This window comes from Paraburkholderia sp., assembly GCF_049581445.1.
Classification (GTDB): Bacteria; Pseudomonadota; Gammaproteobacteria; order Burkholderiales; family Burkholderiaceae; genus Paraburkholderia.
Genome location: NZ_JBAURZ010000310.1, coordinates 1 through 14052, shown reverse-complemented (window position 1 = coordinate 14052; position 14052 = coordinate 1). Strand labels below are relative to the sequence as shown.

General features: G+C 60.8%; 14 protein-coding genes. 9 read left to right on the top strand and 5 right to left on the bottom strand.

The window, feature by feature from the left end; translation table 11 throughout:
• Positions 1–121 precede the first annotated feature (121 nt).
• The 5 genes from WCA85_RS25560 to cobA all read left to right on the top strand — a co-directional run bounded on the left by WCA85_RS25560 (position 122) and on the right by cobA (position 4645).
• Positions 122–670, top strand: coding sequence for a DUF934 domain-containing protein (locus tag WCA85_RS25560; RefSeq protein WP_424067648.1), 549 nt, complete (start codon positions 122–124; stop codon positions 668–670).
• The gene (locus tag WCA85_RS25555) at positions 667–1407 is read left to right on the top strand and encodes a phosphoadenylyl-sulfate reductase (RefSeq protein WP_424067647.1); all 741 of its coding nucleotides are present in this window, start codon (positions 667–669) and stop codon (positions 1405–1407) included. The genes WCA85_RS25560 and WCA85_RS25555 overlap by 4 nt, the downstream gene beginning before the upstream one ends.
• Before the next feature lie 79 nt (positions 1408–1486).
• A complete protein-coding gene (gene cysD, locus WCA85_RS25550; protein WP_424067646.1) occupies positions 1487–2449 on the top strand; it encodes a sulfate adenylyltransferase subunit CysD in 963 nt (320 codons plus the stop codon).
• A 21-nt stretch (positions 2450–2470) separates the two neighbouring features.
• A complete protein-coding gene (locus WCA85_RS25545) occupies positions 2471–3784 on the top strand; it encodes a sulfate adenylyltransferase subunit 1 (protein WP_424067645.1) in 1314 nt (437 codons plus the stop codon).
• 84 nt (positions 3785–3868) lie between these two features.
• Positions 3869–4645 carry a uroporphyrinogen-III C-methyltransferase gene (gene cobA / locus WCA85_RS25540; RefSeq protein WP_424067644.1) on the top strand — a complete coding sequence of 259 codons (777 nt, stop codon included), beginning with the start codon at positions 3869–3871 and terminating at the stop codon, positions 4643–4645.
• 1005 nt (positions 4646–5650) lie between these two features.
• On the opposite strand, the gene WCA85_RS25535 is transcribed toward cobA, so the two are convergent.
• The 3 genes from WCA85_RS25535 to lptF are packed head-to-tail and all read right to left on the bottom strand — an operon-like array spanning position 5651 to position 8294.
• On the bottom strand, positions 5651–6028 hold the full coding sequence (locus tag WCA85_RS25535) for a sirohydrochlorin chelatase (protein ID WP_424067643.1): 378 nt from the start codon (positions 6026–6028) through the stop codon (positions 5651–5653).
• 10 nt (positions 6029–6038) lie between these two features.
• Positions 6039–7190, bottom strand: a complete 1152-nt coding sequence (lptG, locus tag WCA85_RS25530) for an LPS export ABC transporter permease LptG (protein WP_424067642.1) — start codon at positions 7188–7190, stop codon at positions 6039–6041.
• Between the two features lie 3 nt (positions 7191–7193).
• Positions 7194–8294: an LPS export ABC transporter permease LptF gene (lptF, locus tag WCA85_RS25525; RefSeq protein ID WP_424067641.1), complete on the bottom strand. Its 1101-nt coding sequence runs from the start codon at positions 8292–8294 to the stop codon at positions 7194–7196.
• Positions 8295–8552: 258 nt separating this feature from the next.
• Here lptF and WCA85_RS25520 point away from each other — a divergent pair, with 258 nt between their 5' ends.
• The 3 genes from WCA85_RS25520 (at position 8553) to WCA85_RS25510 (ending at position 11139) form a co-directional block, all read left to right on the top strand.
• Positions 8553–10064, top strand: a complete 1512-nt coding sequence (locus WCA85_RS25520; protein WP_424067640.1) for a leucyl aminopeptidase — start codon at positions 8553–8555, stop codon at positions 10062–10064.
• Between the two features lie 49 nt (positions 10065–10113).
• Positions 10114–10530, top strand: coding sequence for a DNA polymerase III subunit chi (locus WCA85_RS25515; protein WP_424067639.1), 417 nt, complete (start codon positions 10114–10116; stop codon positions 10528–10530).
• Between the two features lie 75 nt (positions 10531–10605).
• Positions 10606–11139 carry a DUF2486 family protein gene (locus WCA85_RS25510; RefSeq protein ID WP_424067638.1) on the top strand — a complete coding sequence of 178 codons (534 nt, stop codon included), beginning with the start codon at positions 10606–10608 and terminating at the stop codon, positions 11137–11139.
• A gap of 1 nt (position 11140) precedes the next feature.
• On the opposite strand, the gene WCA85_RS25505 is transcribed toward WCA85_RS25510, so the two are convergent.
• Positions 11141–11467, bottom strand: a complete 327-nt coding sequence (locus WCA85_RS25505; RefSeq protein WP_424067637.1) for a c-type cytochrome — start codon at positions 11465–11467, stop codon at positions 11141–11143.
• 148 nt (positions 11468–11615) lie between these two features.
• A complete protein-coding gene (ilvD, locus tag WCA85_RS25500; RefSeq protein WP_424067636.1) occupies positions 11616–13289 on the bottom strand; it encodes a dihydroxy-acid dehydratase in 1674 nt (557 codons plus the stop codon).
• A gap of 202 nt (positions 13290–13491) precedes the next feature.
• Between ilvD and WCA85_RS25495 the strand changes: the two genes are divergently transcribed.
• Positions 13492–14052: LysR family transcriptional regulator (locus WCA85_RS25495; RefSeq protein ID WP_424067635.1), on the top strand; the 561-nt coding region annotated here is incomplete at its 3' end.

Below are 14052 nucleotides of genomic sequence, written 5' to 3'. Positions count from 1 at the left end.
CATCGAAGGCGAGCGTTTCATCGAAACGTACAGCCGCATCGGCATCACCCCGTTCAAGGAACGCGTGTACGCGTCGCGTCAACCGGCTCACGCGTAACCGCGACCAAAGGATACTGGACAGATGGCTTCTATCATCAAGAACCGTGCAATCGTCGACGACGACTGGACCGTGGTGCGCGCAGCGGAAGACGGTACGTTGCCCGCCGTGGATGCGCTGCCGGCCGGCAAGCTGATCGTGCCGTTTGCGCTGTGGCAGGCTGAGCGCGAGGCGCTGACGGCTTCGCGCAGCGCCGCTGAAATCGCCGTATGGCTCGAGCCGGATAGCGAACCGGCGGATATCGTCGCTGACTTCGACAAGATCGCGCTGATCGCGGTGGATTTTCCCGTGTTCCGCGACGGCCGGGGCTTCAGCATCGGGCGCCTGTTGCGCGAGCGCTATGGCTACAAGGGCGAGATTCGCGCGATTGGCGACGTGCTGCGCGATCAGTTGCGCTTCATGTTCCGCTGCGGCTTTGACGCCTACGCGGTGCGGGCCGACAAGGATCTGCACGACGCGCTCAAGGCGTTCGACGAATTCACTGTGCAATATCAGGGCGCGTTCGACGATCCGTCGCCGCTGTTCCGCCGTCGCGAAGCTGCTGCCGCCGCTGGACAAAAGGCGTCGACATGAGCACCGCCAACGCAGTAACGCCGGAATTGGATGCGAAGATCGAGCGCCTGAATGGGCTGCTCGATTCGATCGCCGCGCGTCACGAGAATGTGAAGCTTGCCAGCAGCCTCGCGGCAGAAGACATGCTGCTCACGCACGCGATTCTCTCGCGCAAGGTCAAGATCGGCATTTTTTCGCTGAACACCGGGCGTTTGCATGCGGAAACGCTGGGCATGCTTGACCGTGTGCAAGAGCGTTACGGCTACGCGATCGAACAGTTTCATCCGCAGGCGGCGGCAGTTGACGAATATGTCGGCTCGCATGGCGTGAACGCGTTTTACGACAGCGTCGATCTGCGCAAGCGTTGCTGCGAAATCCGCAAGGTCGAGCCGCTGAATCGTGCGCTCTCCGACGTCAGCGCCTGGGTGACGGGGCAGCGCCGCGAGCAATCGGTGACGCGTGCTGAGTTACACGAGGAAGAGCATGACGCCGCACGCAATATCGCCAAGTTCAATCCGTTGACGGACTGGACCGAAGCGGATGTGTGGGCGTACCTCACGGCATTCGACGTGCCGGTCAATCCGCTGCATGCACGCGGCTATCCAAGCATTGGCTGCGAACCATGTACGCGCGCTATTCGTCCCGGCGAAGACAGCCGGGCCGGTCGCTGGTGGTGGGAGTCGCGGGACACGAAGGAATGCGGCCTGCACATCACCACGATTCCGATCGCAGTCAGCACTGAAAACGCCTCGGCCTGAATGCCGTAGCCGATTCTGAGAGAATATCTACGTGACGCGAGCCACCGCTCGCGGCGCGAATCAACGAAGGATGCAGAACATGAGCACGACGCTCGATTCCACTGTCAACGCACCGCTTACCAACACGGCAAACCGGATGGATCACCTCGACTGGCTCGAAGCCGAATCGATTCACATCCTGCGCGAACTGGTCGCTGAATGCAGCAAGCCCGCACTACTGTTTTCGGGCGGCAAGGATTCGGTCGTCGTGCTGCATCTGGCATTGAAGGCCTTCGGCCTCGGCGCAAATCGCAAGACGGTGTTGCCGTTCCCGCTGGTGCACATCGACACCGGCCACAACTACCAGGAGGTGATCGACTTCCGTGACCGCCGTGCGCAAGAAATCGGCGCGGAACTGGTGGTCGGCCATGTCGAAGACTCGATCAAGCGCGGTACAGTGCGTCTGCGTCGCGAGACGGATTCGCGCAACGCCGCCCAAGCGGTGACGTTGCTCGAAACGATTGCTGAGTATGAGTACACGGCCTTGATTGGCGGCGCGCGTCGCGACGAAGAAAAGGCTCGCGCGAAAGAGCGGATCTTCTCGTTCCGCGATGAGTTCGGTCAATGGGATCCGAAGGCACAGCGCCCGGAACTGTGGAGCCTGTATAACGCGCGTCTGCACAACGGCGAACACCTGCGCGTATTCCCGATCTCGAACTGGACGGAACTGGACGTGTGGCAATACATCGCTCGCGAAAAGCTCGAACTGCCGTCGATCTACTACGCGCATGAACGCGAAATCGTGCGGCGCAATGGCCTGCTGGTGCCGGTGACGCCGATCACGCCGATGCGTGAAGGCGAGACGAGCGAAACGGCGCTGGTGCGTTTCCGTACCGTGGGTGACATCAGTTGCACCTGCCCGGTGGAAAGCGATGCCGACGATCTCGAGAAGATCATCGCCGAAACGGCCGTGACCGAAATCACGGAACGCGGCGCGACGCGGATGGACGATCAGGTCTCCGAAGCCGCGATGGAACAGCGCAAGAAGCAAGGTTATTTCTAAGCACACGAGGGTAGGGAAATCATGAGCATTCATCAACCGGAAGACCTCGGCGTGCTGCGTTTTATCACTGCTGGTAGCGTCGACGATGGCAAGAGCACGTTGATCGGGCGTCTGCTGTACGACAGCAAGGCAGTCTTGAGCGATCAACTCTCGGCGTTGTCTCGCGCAAAGAACAAGCGGACCGTGGGCGACGAAATCGATCTGTCATTGCTGACGGACGGTCTCGAAGCCGAACGCGAGCAGGGCATCACGATTGACGTTGCATACCGTTACTTCGCAACCGCCAAGCGCAAGTTCATCATTGCCGATACGCCGGGTCACGAGCAGTACACGCGCAACATGGTGACGGGCGCCTCGACGGCGCACGCGGCGATCATTCTGGTCGACGCAACGCGGGTGACGTTTGAGAACGGCGTGGCGCAGTTGCTGCCGCAAACCAAGCGCCATAGCGCGATTGTCAAACTGCTTGGCCTGCAACACGCGATCGTTGCGATCAACAAGATGGATCTGGTCGATTACAGCGAAACGCGCTTCAACGAAATCCGCGATGCGTATGTCGAACTCGCGCGCCAACTGGGCTTGAACGATGTGCGCTTTGTGCCGGTGTCGGCGCTGAAGGGCGACAACATCGTCACGGCCAGCGAGAGCATGCCGTGGTATGCGGGCGAACCGCTGCTGGATCTGCTGGAAGCGTTGCCGGTCGAGATTCCGACGGGGCAGGCGCTGCGTTTCCCGGTGCAATGGGTGGCGCGCCAGGACGGCAGCCAGGCCGACGACTTCCGCGGCTACATGGGCCGTATCGAAGCGGGCGAAGTCAAGGTGGGCGACACGATTGTCGTGCTGCCGGCGAACCGTGAAGCGACCGTGGCTGAAATCATCGCGCCGGTACCGGGCGGCACGGCGCAAGTAGACCGCGCGTTTGCGGGTCAAACGGTGACAATCCGTCTGGCGGAAGACGTGGACGTGTCGCGCGGCGATACGTTCGTGCTGCGCGCCCAGGCACCGGAACCGGCGAAGAAACTCGAAGCCGACCTGTGCTGGTTCGACGAAACCCCGCTGTCGACGCAGCGTAAGTACTTGCTGAAGCAGACCACCAACACGGTGTTTGCACGCATTGGCGCGATCAAACAGGTGTTGGACGTGCATACGCTGTCGCATGCGACGGACCGTCATGACCTGACGATGAACGACATTGGCCGGGTGGCGCTGACGCTGCAAAAGCCGCTGGTGTGCGATGTGTACGACTCGCATCAGGGGACGGGCGCATTCGTGCTGATCGACGAAGCCACGCATCACACGGTAGCGGCCGGCATGATCCGGGCGTTTTCTGCCTGAGTGACTGACTGGATGATATTGGTTGGTTGACACGCGCTCACGGCTTGCGATCATGCACAAACCGGACGAACAGGGTTGAGGCAAATGGGTAAGGTGTATTTGATCGGTGCAGGACCGGGCGCGGCGGATCTCATTACGGTGCGTGGCGCGCGACTGCTCGGCATGGCCGACGTGGTTTTGCACGACGCGCTGGTTGAGCCGGCGATGCTGGACTATGCGCCGGCGCATGCACACCGGATTGCGGTGGGTAAGCGTTGCGGTCAGCGTTCGACGGCGCAGCAATTCATCAACAAGCAGATTGTCGATGCGGCGCAGGATCATGCCGTGGTGGTGCGCCTGAAGGGCGGCGATCCGATGCTGTTTGGTCGTGCTGATGAGGAAATGCGGGCGCTCGAAGCGGCTGGAATTGAATATGAGGTCGTGCCGGGGATTACGGCTGCGTTGGCGAGTGCGGCTTCTCTGCGGCGTTCGCTGACGCTACGAGGGGTGTCGCGGAGTGTGGCGTTGGCGACCCATAGCCGGGCGGCTGATACTGAGGCTATCCGTGAGCAGGTCAAGGCGGATTCGCTCGTGTTTTACATGGGGCGAGATAGTGGGCCCGAGATTGCTCAGGAGTTGATCGACGCTGGGCGCGATGAGGCCACTCCCGTGGCGATTGTCGAAGCCTGTAGCACGCCTCGTGAGCGGATGTTGACGCTAACGCTGGGAGATCTTGCTGCTGGTGAGGCGCAGCAGTGGCTCGATGCGTCGCAGCCTAGTTTGCTGATGATCGGGGAGGCGTTTGCTGCCCGGGCTGGGCAGGGGGCTGTTTCTTCTTCGTCGTTGTCTTCTTCTTTGGAAGAGTTGATGAGCGCGGCATAAGGTTTTTTGCTTGCGGCGCTTTTGGGGTTGCTTTGTGGTTTTGTTGATTTCTTAGTGATCCTGTTCGTGTTTTCTCTTTGCTGTTTGCCTCGGGGCGTTGGCCTTTCCTTGATTTCTTAATGGTTTATTTGCGTTGCCCCTGTGCGGGGCGCACTCACTTTCTTTGCGGCCGCAAAGAAAGTAAGCAAAGAAAGCGGCTCACACCGCCAGCCTGTAGGTGTCCACCACTTACACGATCTGGGAGTGGTCCGAGACGAGACCGTGCCTCGCACTACACGCGTCAGCGACAAAGCATTCATCCATCCCACTCCGCACTGCGTGCGTCGCGGAGCGGCTTGCTTGGGAAACCCGCATACGGGCCTACGTTCGCGTCATCCACTCACGAACTCGTGAATATCCTGTGCTTCGGGCCTCCGGTCCGCCAAAGACGGAAAATGCCTGCACCCCATGCGGCGCAAACTAGCTGCGGGGCCATGTTATACGGTCGGGCGCGGGGTGATTGGAAAAACACTCAGGATTCCAACGGAATTTGCAGACGGGATTATGCCCGACGGCGGGGCGCGAAGCGCGACGCTGGAGCGAATGACTGCCTTGTCGCTAACGCGTGTATTGCGAGAGACCGTCTCGTCTCGGACCACTCCGGGTTCGAGCCAGTGGGCCACACCTACAAGCTGGCGGTGTGAGCCGCTTTCTTTGCTTACTTTCTTTGCGGCCGCAAAGAAAGTGAGTGCTGCCCCGCACAGGGGCATCGCTAATAGACCACTAAGAAATCAAGGAGAGGCCAACGCCCGCGGCAAACAAAAAGGCCACCGCCCGCGGCAAACAAAAAGGCCACCGCTAACAGACCGATAAGAAAACCAGCAGAGACCAAAAACTTAGGCAATCAGCAATGAGAAAAAACGCGAACAGGACCGCTAAGAAACCACGGGAAGTCCAACGCCAGGAAGCAAACAGCAAAGAGGCAACGCGCCGCAGGCGACCTCCACCGGAGGTACAAAAAACAATCTAAACCTGCACTTGCCGAAGGCAATACAACGCCACCGCATCGAGAACAGAATCATCCTCCCCGACGGCGGTAGCACAAAAAATCTGCACCCCGGGATGCGCCGCACGGCAAACATCAAGCACCGCAGGTAAATCCCGCCTCACATGCCCACCTTGCCCAAAAAACACAGGCACAACGGTCACAGCAGAACACCCAAGAGCAACTTGAGCACCAACAGCACCAGGCAAATCCGGCTCCATCAACTCAAGAAAAGCCAATGAGACCGGCCCCGCACCACCATAAGCCGCGCGTAACCTCTCGGCTAGACGAGAAAACGGCTCCGCCCAACGGGCATCCCGCGCCCCATGCCCGAAAAGCACAATCCCATGCAAGGCCATGACCGCACTCCTAATGCCGGTCCACCCACTTCAACCCGACCAGCCCGAGCACCAGATACACCAACCCCGGCGTAGCCGCAGTCAAAGGCGCAGGCCAGGTATTCAACGTGCCAATGTGCGAGAACAAGGTATTGAACAGCTGAAAACTCATACCCAACATGATCCCGCCAAACACCTTCACACCCACCACACCCGCGCGCGTATGCAGATATGCAAACGGCAACGACAGCACCAGCATCACAAACACCGCGAACGGATACAGCAGCTTGCGCCACAGCGCAATTTCATACCGCTGCGTATCCTGATGATTCTGCTGCAAGTGCTGGATATAGCGGAACAGGTTGAACATCGACATATTGTCCGGCGACACCAGCAGCACCGACAGAATCTGCGGCGTCAACTCCGAGCGCAGCGAATATTCAGGCAGCGTCGTCTGGTTTGCCCGGTAGACGGGGTTCAGCGCATCGGTTGGCTTGCCCGGGGTCGGCGGCGCCACGTCGATCAATTGCGTGTCCGTCACGTCCTTCAACAGCCAGTGACCCGGCGGCTGATATCGACCACTCTCAGCAATCCGCACATTCGACAGGCGGAACTTCGAATCGAATTCATAGATGCGTACGTTCGTGATCGAAGCATCCGGCAGCAGCTTGCCCACGTTCACAAAACGTGTGACCTGCTCGCCATCGGCCCGTGCTGTCAACGTGTCCTTCACCCACACGCCCGACTCAAAATTGGTCGACACCGCTGAGCCCAACGCCTCCAGCCGCACCCGCTCGGAAAGCTGATCCGTATAAGGCCCGACCACTTCACCGATGATGTACGTGAGAATCACCAGCGGAATCCCGATCTTCAGCAACGAGCGCAGCGCCTGGTTCGTTGCGAGACCCGACACGCGGAAAATGGTGTATTCCGAGTTCGCCGCCATCTGCGCAAACACATAGATCGAACTGATCAGCGCCGCGACCGGAATGATTTCGTAGAACCGCGACGGCGTCTGCAACGCCACACGCAACACGGCGTACTGGAACTTGTAGTTGCCGTGGCCGACCGAGTTCAGTTCGTTGATCAGGTCGAAAAAGAAGAACAGACCGGAAAACGCGAACAGAATAAAGATGAACGAAAGGTAAACCTGACGCGCGAAGTATTTTTCATAGATCCGCATCGATCAGGCTCCCTGCGACGAACGGCGGAACGTCGCCCGCGTAAACAACGGACGATTGCGCACGCGCAGCCAGAAAATAAACGCCACAATCCCGGCCACGATAACGTGCAGCCCGACGAGCCCCACCGGGAAAGACATCTTGCCCTGCTCGACCCACGACTGCACCACGTTCAGCAGATTCGAATACGTCAGATAAATCAGTACTGCCATCACCAGATTGATGGTGCGGCTGCGCCGCGGATTCTGGTGGGCGAGTGGGATGGCCAGCATCATCAGATTGATGGCAATCAACGGCAGCCCCGCGCGCCAGGCGAACTCGGCCAGATTGTCGTTGGTCGGGTTGCGGAACAGGTCGAGCGTGGGCGTGCCCGTCGTGGTCGGCGTGTTGATGACCGGCTGGCTCTGGATCTTCACCCCATAGCGCTCGAATTCCATGATCCGGAAGTCCGGCTTGCCCGGCTCGCCGTCGTAACGGCGTCCATTTTCAAGCACCACGAAGCGGTCACCGTTCTTTTCTGTCTCGGTATGGCCGGTCTTCGACACGACCACGTTGACCTTGCCGTTTTCGGTGCTGGTCACGAATACGTTCTCAACGCGCGCCTGATCGGGCGACATCTTCTCGATGAAGAACACGCGGTGGCTCACCGCCGATTCGCGGAACTGGCCAGGCGCGAGCAGCGATACCTCGTCGCGCTGCTGGAAGCGCGCGCGAATCAGCTTGCTCTGCTGGTTCGACCACGGCCAGCCGACGAACACGAAGAACATGATGAGAATGATGATGGGCGTCGCGAATACGGCGATGGGCTTGATAAAGCGTGTGAGGCTCACGCCCGAGGCCAGCCAGACCACCATTTCGGAGTCTTTGTACCAGCGCGTCAGGACGAACAGGATCGACACGAACAAGGTCGCGACCAGCATGATGGCGAGGTAGCCGATCACGGTCAGGCCGATCAGAACCAGCACGTCGCGCGGATCGATCTCCCCGGAAGCGGCGAAGCCGACGATCCGGATCATCATTGTCGTCAGCACGAGCGTGAGGAGGACCATGAACACGGCACCAGCCGTGTACGCGAGTTCGCGCTGGAGGGAGCGTTCAAAAATCATTATTGATGAAGAGAGTGCGTGCCTTGAGAGTGCCCCGCAACCTGCCGCTCTGCGCCAGGCCCTTCGACAATCCCCAATCCCTCAAGGGGACTTCCTTCGGGGCGGGGGACTTCCTGCGGAGCGAAAAATTTGGGGCGGCCCGGCGTGTTTCTGAAGGCCCGGTGCATCCCGTCAGCCTCCCGTGCTACCGCCGCGGGAAAAATAGCGGATAATTGCGGCTTTCATCCTAAGCCCAGATTTTATCCGAGGACAAGCGCGATGGACTTTAGCATAAAAGCCTGTGATTGGAGCAAAGGCTCGTCAAACGGGTTCCTGACTGGAAAGTCCGATTGCATCGTGATCGGCATTTTCGAGTCACAAACGCTGTCGGGTGCCGCACTGGAGATCGATGCGGCTACCAAGGGTCTCTTGACCCGTATCATCAAAGCCGGTGACATGGACGGCAAGAGCGGCACCACGTTGTTCCTGCACGAAGTGTCCGGCATCGGCGCTTCGCGTGTCCTGCTGGTGGGCCTCGGCAAGCAGGACGCTTTCACGCAGAAAGCCTACGGCGACGCCGTGCGGGCCGCCTGGCGCGCTATCCTGGGCACGAAGGTCGTCCAGGTCACCTTTACGCTCGCCCAGTTGCCGATCCTCGAGCGTTCGGCCGATTGGGCCGTGCGTTCGGGCATCCTCGCGCTGCGTGAGCTGACCTACAAGTTCACCCAAATGAAGAGCAAGCCGGATACCACGCCGCGCGCGCTCAAACGCATCGTCTTCAGCGTCGATGCCGCTGACGAGAAGACCGCCAAGGTCGCCGCCAAGCAGGGCGCGGCACTCGCTAACGGCATGGATCTGACGCGCGACCTCGGCAATCTGCCGGGCAACGTCTGCACCCCGACTTACCTCGCCGGCGCCGCGAAAAAGCTCGCCAAAGACTGGAAGCTGAAGGTCGAAGTGCTTGGCCAGAAGCAGCTCGAAGCGCTGAAGATGGGCTCGTTCCTGTCGGTGACGCGTGGCTCGGTCGAGCCGCCGCAATTCATCGTACTGCAGTATCAGGGCGCGGCCGCCAAGGCTGCACCGGTGGTGCTGGTCGGCAAGGGCATCACGTTCGACACAGGCGGCATTTCGCTCAAGCCGGGGGAAGGCATGGACGAGATGAAGTACGACATGCTTGGCGCCGGCTCGGTGCTCGGCACCATGCGCGCGGTCGCGGAAATGGGTTTGAAGATCAACCTGGTGGTCATCGTTCCGACCTGCGAGAACATGCCTGCCGGCAACGCCACCAAGCCGGGCGACATCGTCACCAGCATGAAGGGTTTGACGATCGAAGTGCTGAACACGGACGCCGAAGGCCGTCTGATTCTGTGCGACGCGCTGACCTACGCCGAGCGCTTCAAGCCGGCTGCGGTGATCGACGTGGCGACGCTGACCGGTGCCTGTGTGATCGCGCTGGGCCACCATAACAGCGGCCTGTTCTCGAAGGACGACGCACTGGCAGGCGAACTGCTCGACGCTTCGCGCGAAGCATCGGATCCGGCATGGCGCATGCCGCTCGACGAGGAGTACCACGATCTGCTGAAGTCGAACTTCGCGGATCTGGCCAACATCGGCGGCCGTCCGGGCGGCAGCATCACGGCGGCGTGCTTCCTGTCGCGCTTCACGGAAGCGTATCCGTGGGCCCACCTGGACATCGCCGGCACGGCCTGGAAGAGTGGCGCAGCGAAGGGCGCAACCGGTCGTCCTGTGCCGCTCCTGTCGCAGTTCCTGATTGATCGCGCTGCACAATGATCTGTTGCAGTACCCACGGGCTTATTGATGCGCGCGGGCGGAGTCGCCGATGACGAGAATCGATTTTCACTCGAACGTCGGCGACTCGCTGCTGTACGCGTGTCGTCTGGTACGCAAGGCGTACCAGACCGGCCAGCCTACCATCGTGCTGGCCGAGCCGGCCCGGCTGCGTGCGTTCGACGAGCAGCTTTGGACCTTTTCGCCCCTCGACTTCGTACCGCACTGCATGGCGGACAGCGTGCTCGCCGCGCAAACGCCTATCGTGCTGGCCACGAATCTCGACCAGGTGCCGCACTATCAGGTGCTGCTCAATCTGGGCGCCGAAGTGCCGGCGCAGTTCGCGCGCTTTGAAAGGTTGCTGGAAGTGGTCGGTAACGCACAAGACGAGCTAAATGCGGGCCGCGAACGCTATCGCTTCTATCGCGATCGCGGCTATGCTTTGAACAACTACAAACAGGGCGGCTAAATGGCTGCGCTGCCGTTGGCGGCTTCTGGCGCCGCGGCTGCAGCCCATCGTCCGATTCATCGACGGAGACTATTCGTGCCCGACTCGTCCGATACAACCCTCGATACTTCGATCCCGGTTCTGCAGGAAGTCCTCGTGCCGGGCAACGCTGTGCATGCGCGCGGGGGCACAGACACGGCCACGCTACCGGATGCCGAACCCGGCGAGGGCGTGACCGTCCATGCCGTGACGCCTGCGGAGGTGCAGGCCTTCGAAGTGCCTGAGCCGCTTGCGCCGTTCGAGTTGCCGGAGGTGCCTGAGCCATTCGAACCCAACTCGGCCTTTCACTTCGCTCGGGCGTCATCGTCGACGGTTCAGACTCTCGATGCCGAGGTACTCGCCGACCGTTTGCGCGGGCGCTTTGCCAATTATCTGACGGGAGACGGTCGCGAAATGCTTGAAGCGCGCTGTCACGATGTACTGCAGAACCACACCACATGGATGGTGCGTCAGATTACGCGGGAAGTCGCGCTTGCGCTTGAAACGGAACTGACCGGCTGGGTGCGCGAAGCGGTTGATGAAGAGATGACGCGGCGCACAACAGAAGTCCCTCAGCCGAAGACGCCTTAGATTATTTCAACGTGAGAATCCAGCCGGCCAAGGTGGCCGCCTGATCCGGCGTGAGCTGGGTATTGGCAGGCATCGGCACCTGGCCCCAAATGCCCGTACTACCGTCGATGATCTTATGTGCAAGATAGGCTGCGGCGTCGGGTTCTGACCGATACTTTGCGGCGACATCTTTCAGCGCCGGTCCCATGAGCGGACGGCCCACCGAATGACAACTCATACAGTTCTGCTGCTGGGCGAGTAGTGGCCCCGGGGCCGATTCTGCCTGCGCCGGGCCGCTGATCGCCAACGTACCCGCAAGCGCAAGTACTGCATACGATACTGATTTCATTATGGTCTCCGCCGGTGCAGGTGCCCGACTCGTGGTGCACGCATTATAAAAGGAAAGGGGCGCACGGTTTCCCGTGCGCCCCTTTGCGCTCTATTGCATGCGTGTCAAGCGTCTGTCACGCGTCCATTACGCCTCTCGACTTCTTGCCTCAGCCCGTCACTGCGCCCTTGTTGGCAGGCAGCGCCAGCGCCGAGTACTTCGCCAGCACGCCGCGCGTATAACGTGGCTTCGGTTGTTGCCACGCCGCGCGGCGGCGCTGCAGTTCGGCATCGTCGATGTTCAGTTGCAGCAGCAACTTGTGCGCGTCGATGGTGATCGAATCGCCTTCCTGCACGAACGCGATCGTGCCGCCCACGAAGGCTTCCGGCGCGACGTGACCGACCACCATGCCCCACGTGCCGCCGGAGAAGCGGCCGTCGGTGATCAGGCCCACGGTTTCGCCCAGACCCTTACCGATGATCGCCGAAGTCGGCGCGAGCATTTCCGGCATGCCGGGACCGCCTTTCGGGCCGAGGTAACGCAACACAATCACATCGCCGGCCTTGATCTTGTCGGCGAGAATCGCTTCCAACGCGGTTTGCTCGTCGTCGAACACGCGCGCCGGGCCGGTGATGACCGGATTCTTCAGACCTGTGATCTTGGCGACGGCGCCGTCTTCTGCCAGGTTGCCCTTGAGGATGGCGAGGTGGCCTTCCTTGTAGAGTGCTTTTTCGATCGGGAAGATCACCTGTTGATCGGCGCGCGGCTTGCTCGGCACGTCCTTCAGTTCTTCGGCGATAGTCTTGCCAGTGATGGTGATGCAATCGCCGTGCAGCATGCCCGCGTCCAGCAGGAGCTTCATGACCTGTGGGATGCCGCCGGCCTTGTGCAGATCGGTCGCCACGTACTGACCCGACGGCTTCAGGTTGCAGATCACCGGCACTTTCTTGCGCATGCGCTCGAAGTCCTCGATGGTCCATTCCACTTCCGCCGCGTGCGCGATGGCGAGAAAGTGCAGCACGGCGTTGGTCGAACCGCCCGTGGCCATGAGCACGGCCACAGCGTTTTCGATCGATTTCTTCGTGATGATGTCGCGCGGCTTCAGGTCCTTCTTGACCGCTTCGACCAGCACGCGTGCCGATTCGGCAGCCGAGTCGACCTTTTCCTGATCCGGATTGGCCATCGTCGACGAGTACAGCAACGACATGCCCAGGGCCTCGAACGATGAGCTCATCGTGTTGGCGGTGTACATGCCGCCGCACGAACCCGTCGACGGGCAGGCGTTCTTTTCGATCCCGTCGAAATCTTCTTGCGACATGCGACCGGCGGTGAATTCGCCCACGGCTTCGAACGAGGAGACGATGGTCAGGTCGGTGCCCTTCCAGTTGCCCGGACGGATCGTGCCGCCATACACGTAGATGCCCGGCACGTTCATGCGCGCGAGGCCGATCATGCCGCCCGGCATGTTTTTGTCGCAGCCGCCGATCACGACCACGCCGTCCATCCACTGACCTTGCACGCAGGTCTCGATACTGTCGGCGATCACTTCGCGCGACACCAGCGAGTACTTCATGCCTTCGGTGCCCATCGACATGCCGTCGGAGATCGTCGGCGTACCAAACGTCTGCGGGTTCGCGTCGGCGCCCTTGACGGCGGCTACAGCGGCGTCAGCCAGACGCTGCAGGCCGGCGTTACACGGCGTGATGGTCGAGTGGCCATTGGCGATGCCAATCATCGGCTTGTCGAAGTCTTCCTTCTCATAGCCGAGGGCGTAATACATCGAACGGTTCGGCGAGCGTGCGACGCCTTGCGTGATGTTCTTCGAGCGACGGTTGTACGGCATGGGGGACTCCATCCAGTTTGTTTTGATCGTTCCGCTTGCCAGGGCGGCCACGGTTTGCTTTGAGGCCACGCTGCCCAGTTCAGCCGGTTAAGGCCGAGTTCAGTTCAGTGTAGTTTCTGGCGCGTCGGGCAAGAATGCCGTTTCTCGATGTGTGTGTCCAATATATTATTCAAGGCCGATTAGGTCGTAAAATGTATTAATTATGCTACCCACCACCCCCGATCTACGCCAGTTGCGCTATTTCGTCACCGTCGCCGAAGAAAAGCACTTCGGGCGCGCCGCCGTACGCCTGTCAATGACGCAGCCACCGCTCTCACAGGCCATCCGCGCGCTTGAGGAAACGCTGGGCGTGGCGCTGTTCGCCCGCACCAAACGCTCGGTGGAGTTGAGCCAGGTGGGCGCAGATCTGCTGCCCGAGGTGCAGCGCCTGCTGGCGAGCGCCGAGGGCTTGAGGCCGCTCGCGCAAAGCCTGGCGCGTGGCGAGGCGGGGGTGTTGTCGCTCGCTTTCGTCTCCACGGCGGATTACGGGCTTCTGCCAACGCTGCTGCGGGATTTCGGCGCGAGCCATCCGCGCGTGCGGCTGCAATTGACGGAGGCGACCAGCGACGTGCAGATCGAAGAACTGGTGGCGGGCCGTATCGACGCGGGCCTTGTCATCGCGCCGCTGCCGCCGCGTCATTCGGCGCAGTTATCATGGCTGCCCATTGCGCGTGAACCGCTGGTCGTGGCGATGTCTTCGGAGATGGCGGCGCGCATCGAAGGG

What these genes read in the sequence shown, in the direction of transcription:
- WCA85_RS25555 (WP_424067647.1), top strand. Translation starts at nt 667, where the DNA reads ATGAGCACCGCCAACGCAGTAACGCCGGAATTGGATGCGAAGATCGAG.
- WCA85_RS25520 (WP_424067640.1), top strand. Translation starts at nt 8,553, where the DNA reads ATGGACTTTAGCATAAAAGCCTGTGATTGGAGCAAAGGCTCGTCAAAC.
- WCA85_RS25545 (WP_424067645.1), top strand. Translation starts at nt 2,471, where the DNA reads ATGAGCATTCATCAACCGGAAGACCTCGGCGTGCTGCGTTTTATCACT.
- cobA (WP_424067644.1), top strand. Translation starts at nt 3,869, where the DNA reads ATGGGTAAGGTGTATTTGATCGGTGCAGGACCGGGCGCGGCGGATCTC.
- WCA85_RS25560 (WP_424067648.1), top strand. Translation starts at nt 122, where the DNA reads ATGGCTTCTATCATCAAGAACCGTGCAATCGTCGACGACGACTGGACC.
- WCA85_RS25535 (WP_424067643.1), bottom strand. Translation starts at nt 6,028, where the DNA reads ATGGCCTTGCATGGGATTGTGCTTTTCGGGCATGGGGCGCGGGATGCC.
- lptG (WP_424067642.1), bottom strand. Translation starts at nt 7,190, where the DNA reads ATGCGGATCTATGAAAAATACTTCGCGCGTCAGGTTTACCTTTCGTTC.
- WCA85_RS25505 (WP_424067637.1), bottom strand. Translation starts at nt 11,467, where the DNA reads ATGAAATCAGTATCGTATGCAGTACTTGCGCTTGCGGGTACGTTGGCG.
- lptF (WP_424067641.1), bottom strand. Translation starts at nt 8,294, where the DNA reads ATGATTTTTGAACGCTCCCTCCAGCGCGAACTCGCGTACACGGCTGGT.
- ilvD (WP_424067636.1), bottom strand. Translation starts at nt 13,289, where the DNA reads ATGCCGTACAACCGTCGCTCGAAGAACATCACGCAAGGCGTCGCACGC.
- WCA85_RS25515 (WP_424067639.1), top strand. Translation starts at nt 10,114, where the DNA reads ATGACGAGAATCGATTTTCACTCGAACGTCGGCGACTCGCTGCTGTAC.
- cysD (WP_424067646.1), top strand. Translation starts at nt 1,487, where the DNA reads ATGAGCACGACGCTCGATTCCACTGTCAACGCACCGCTTACCAACACG.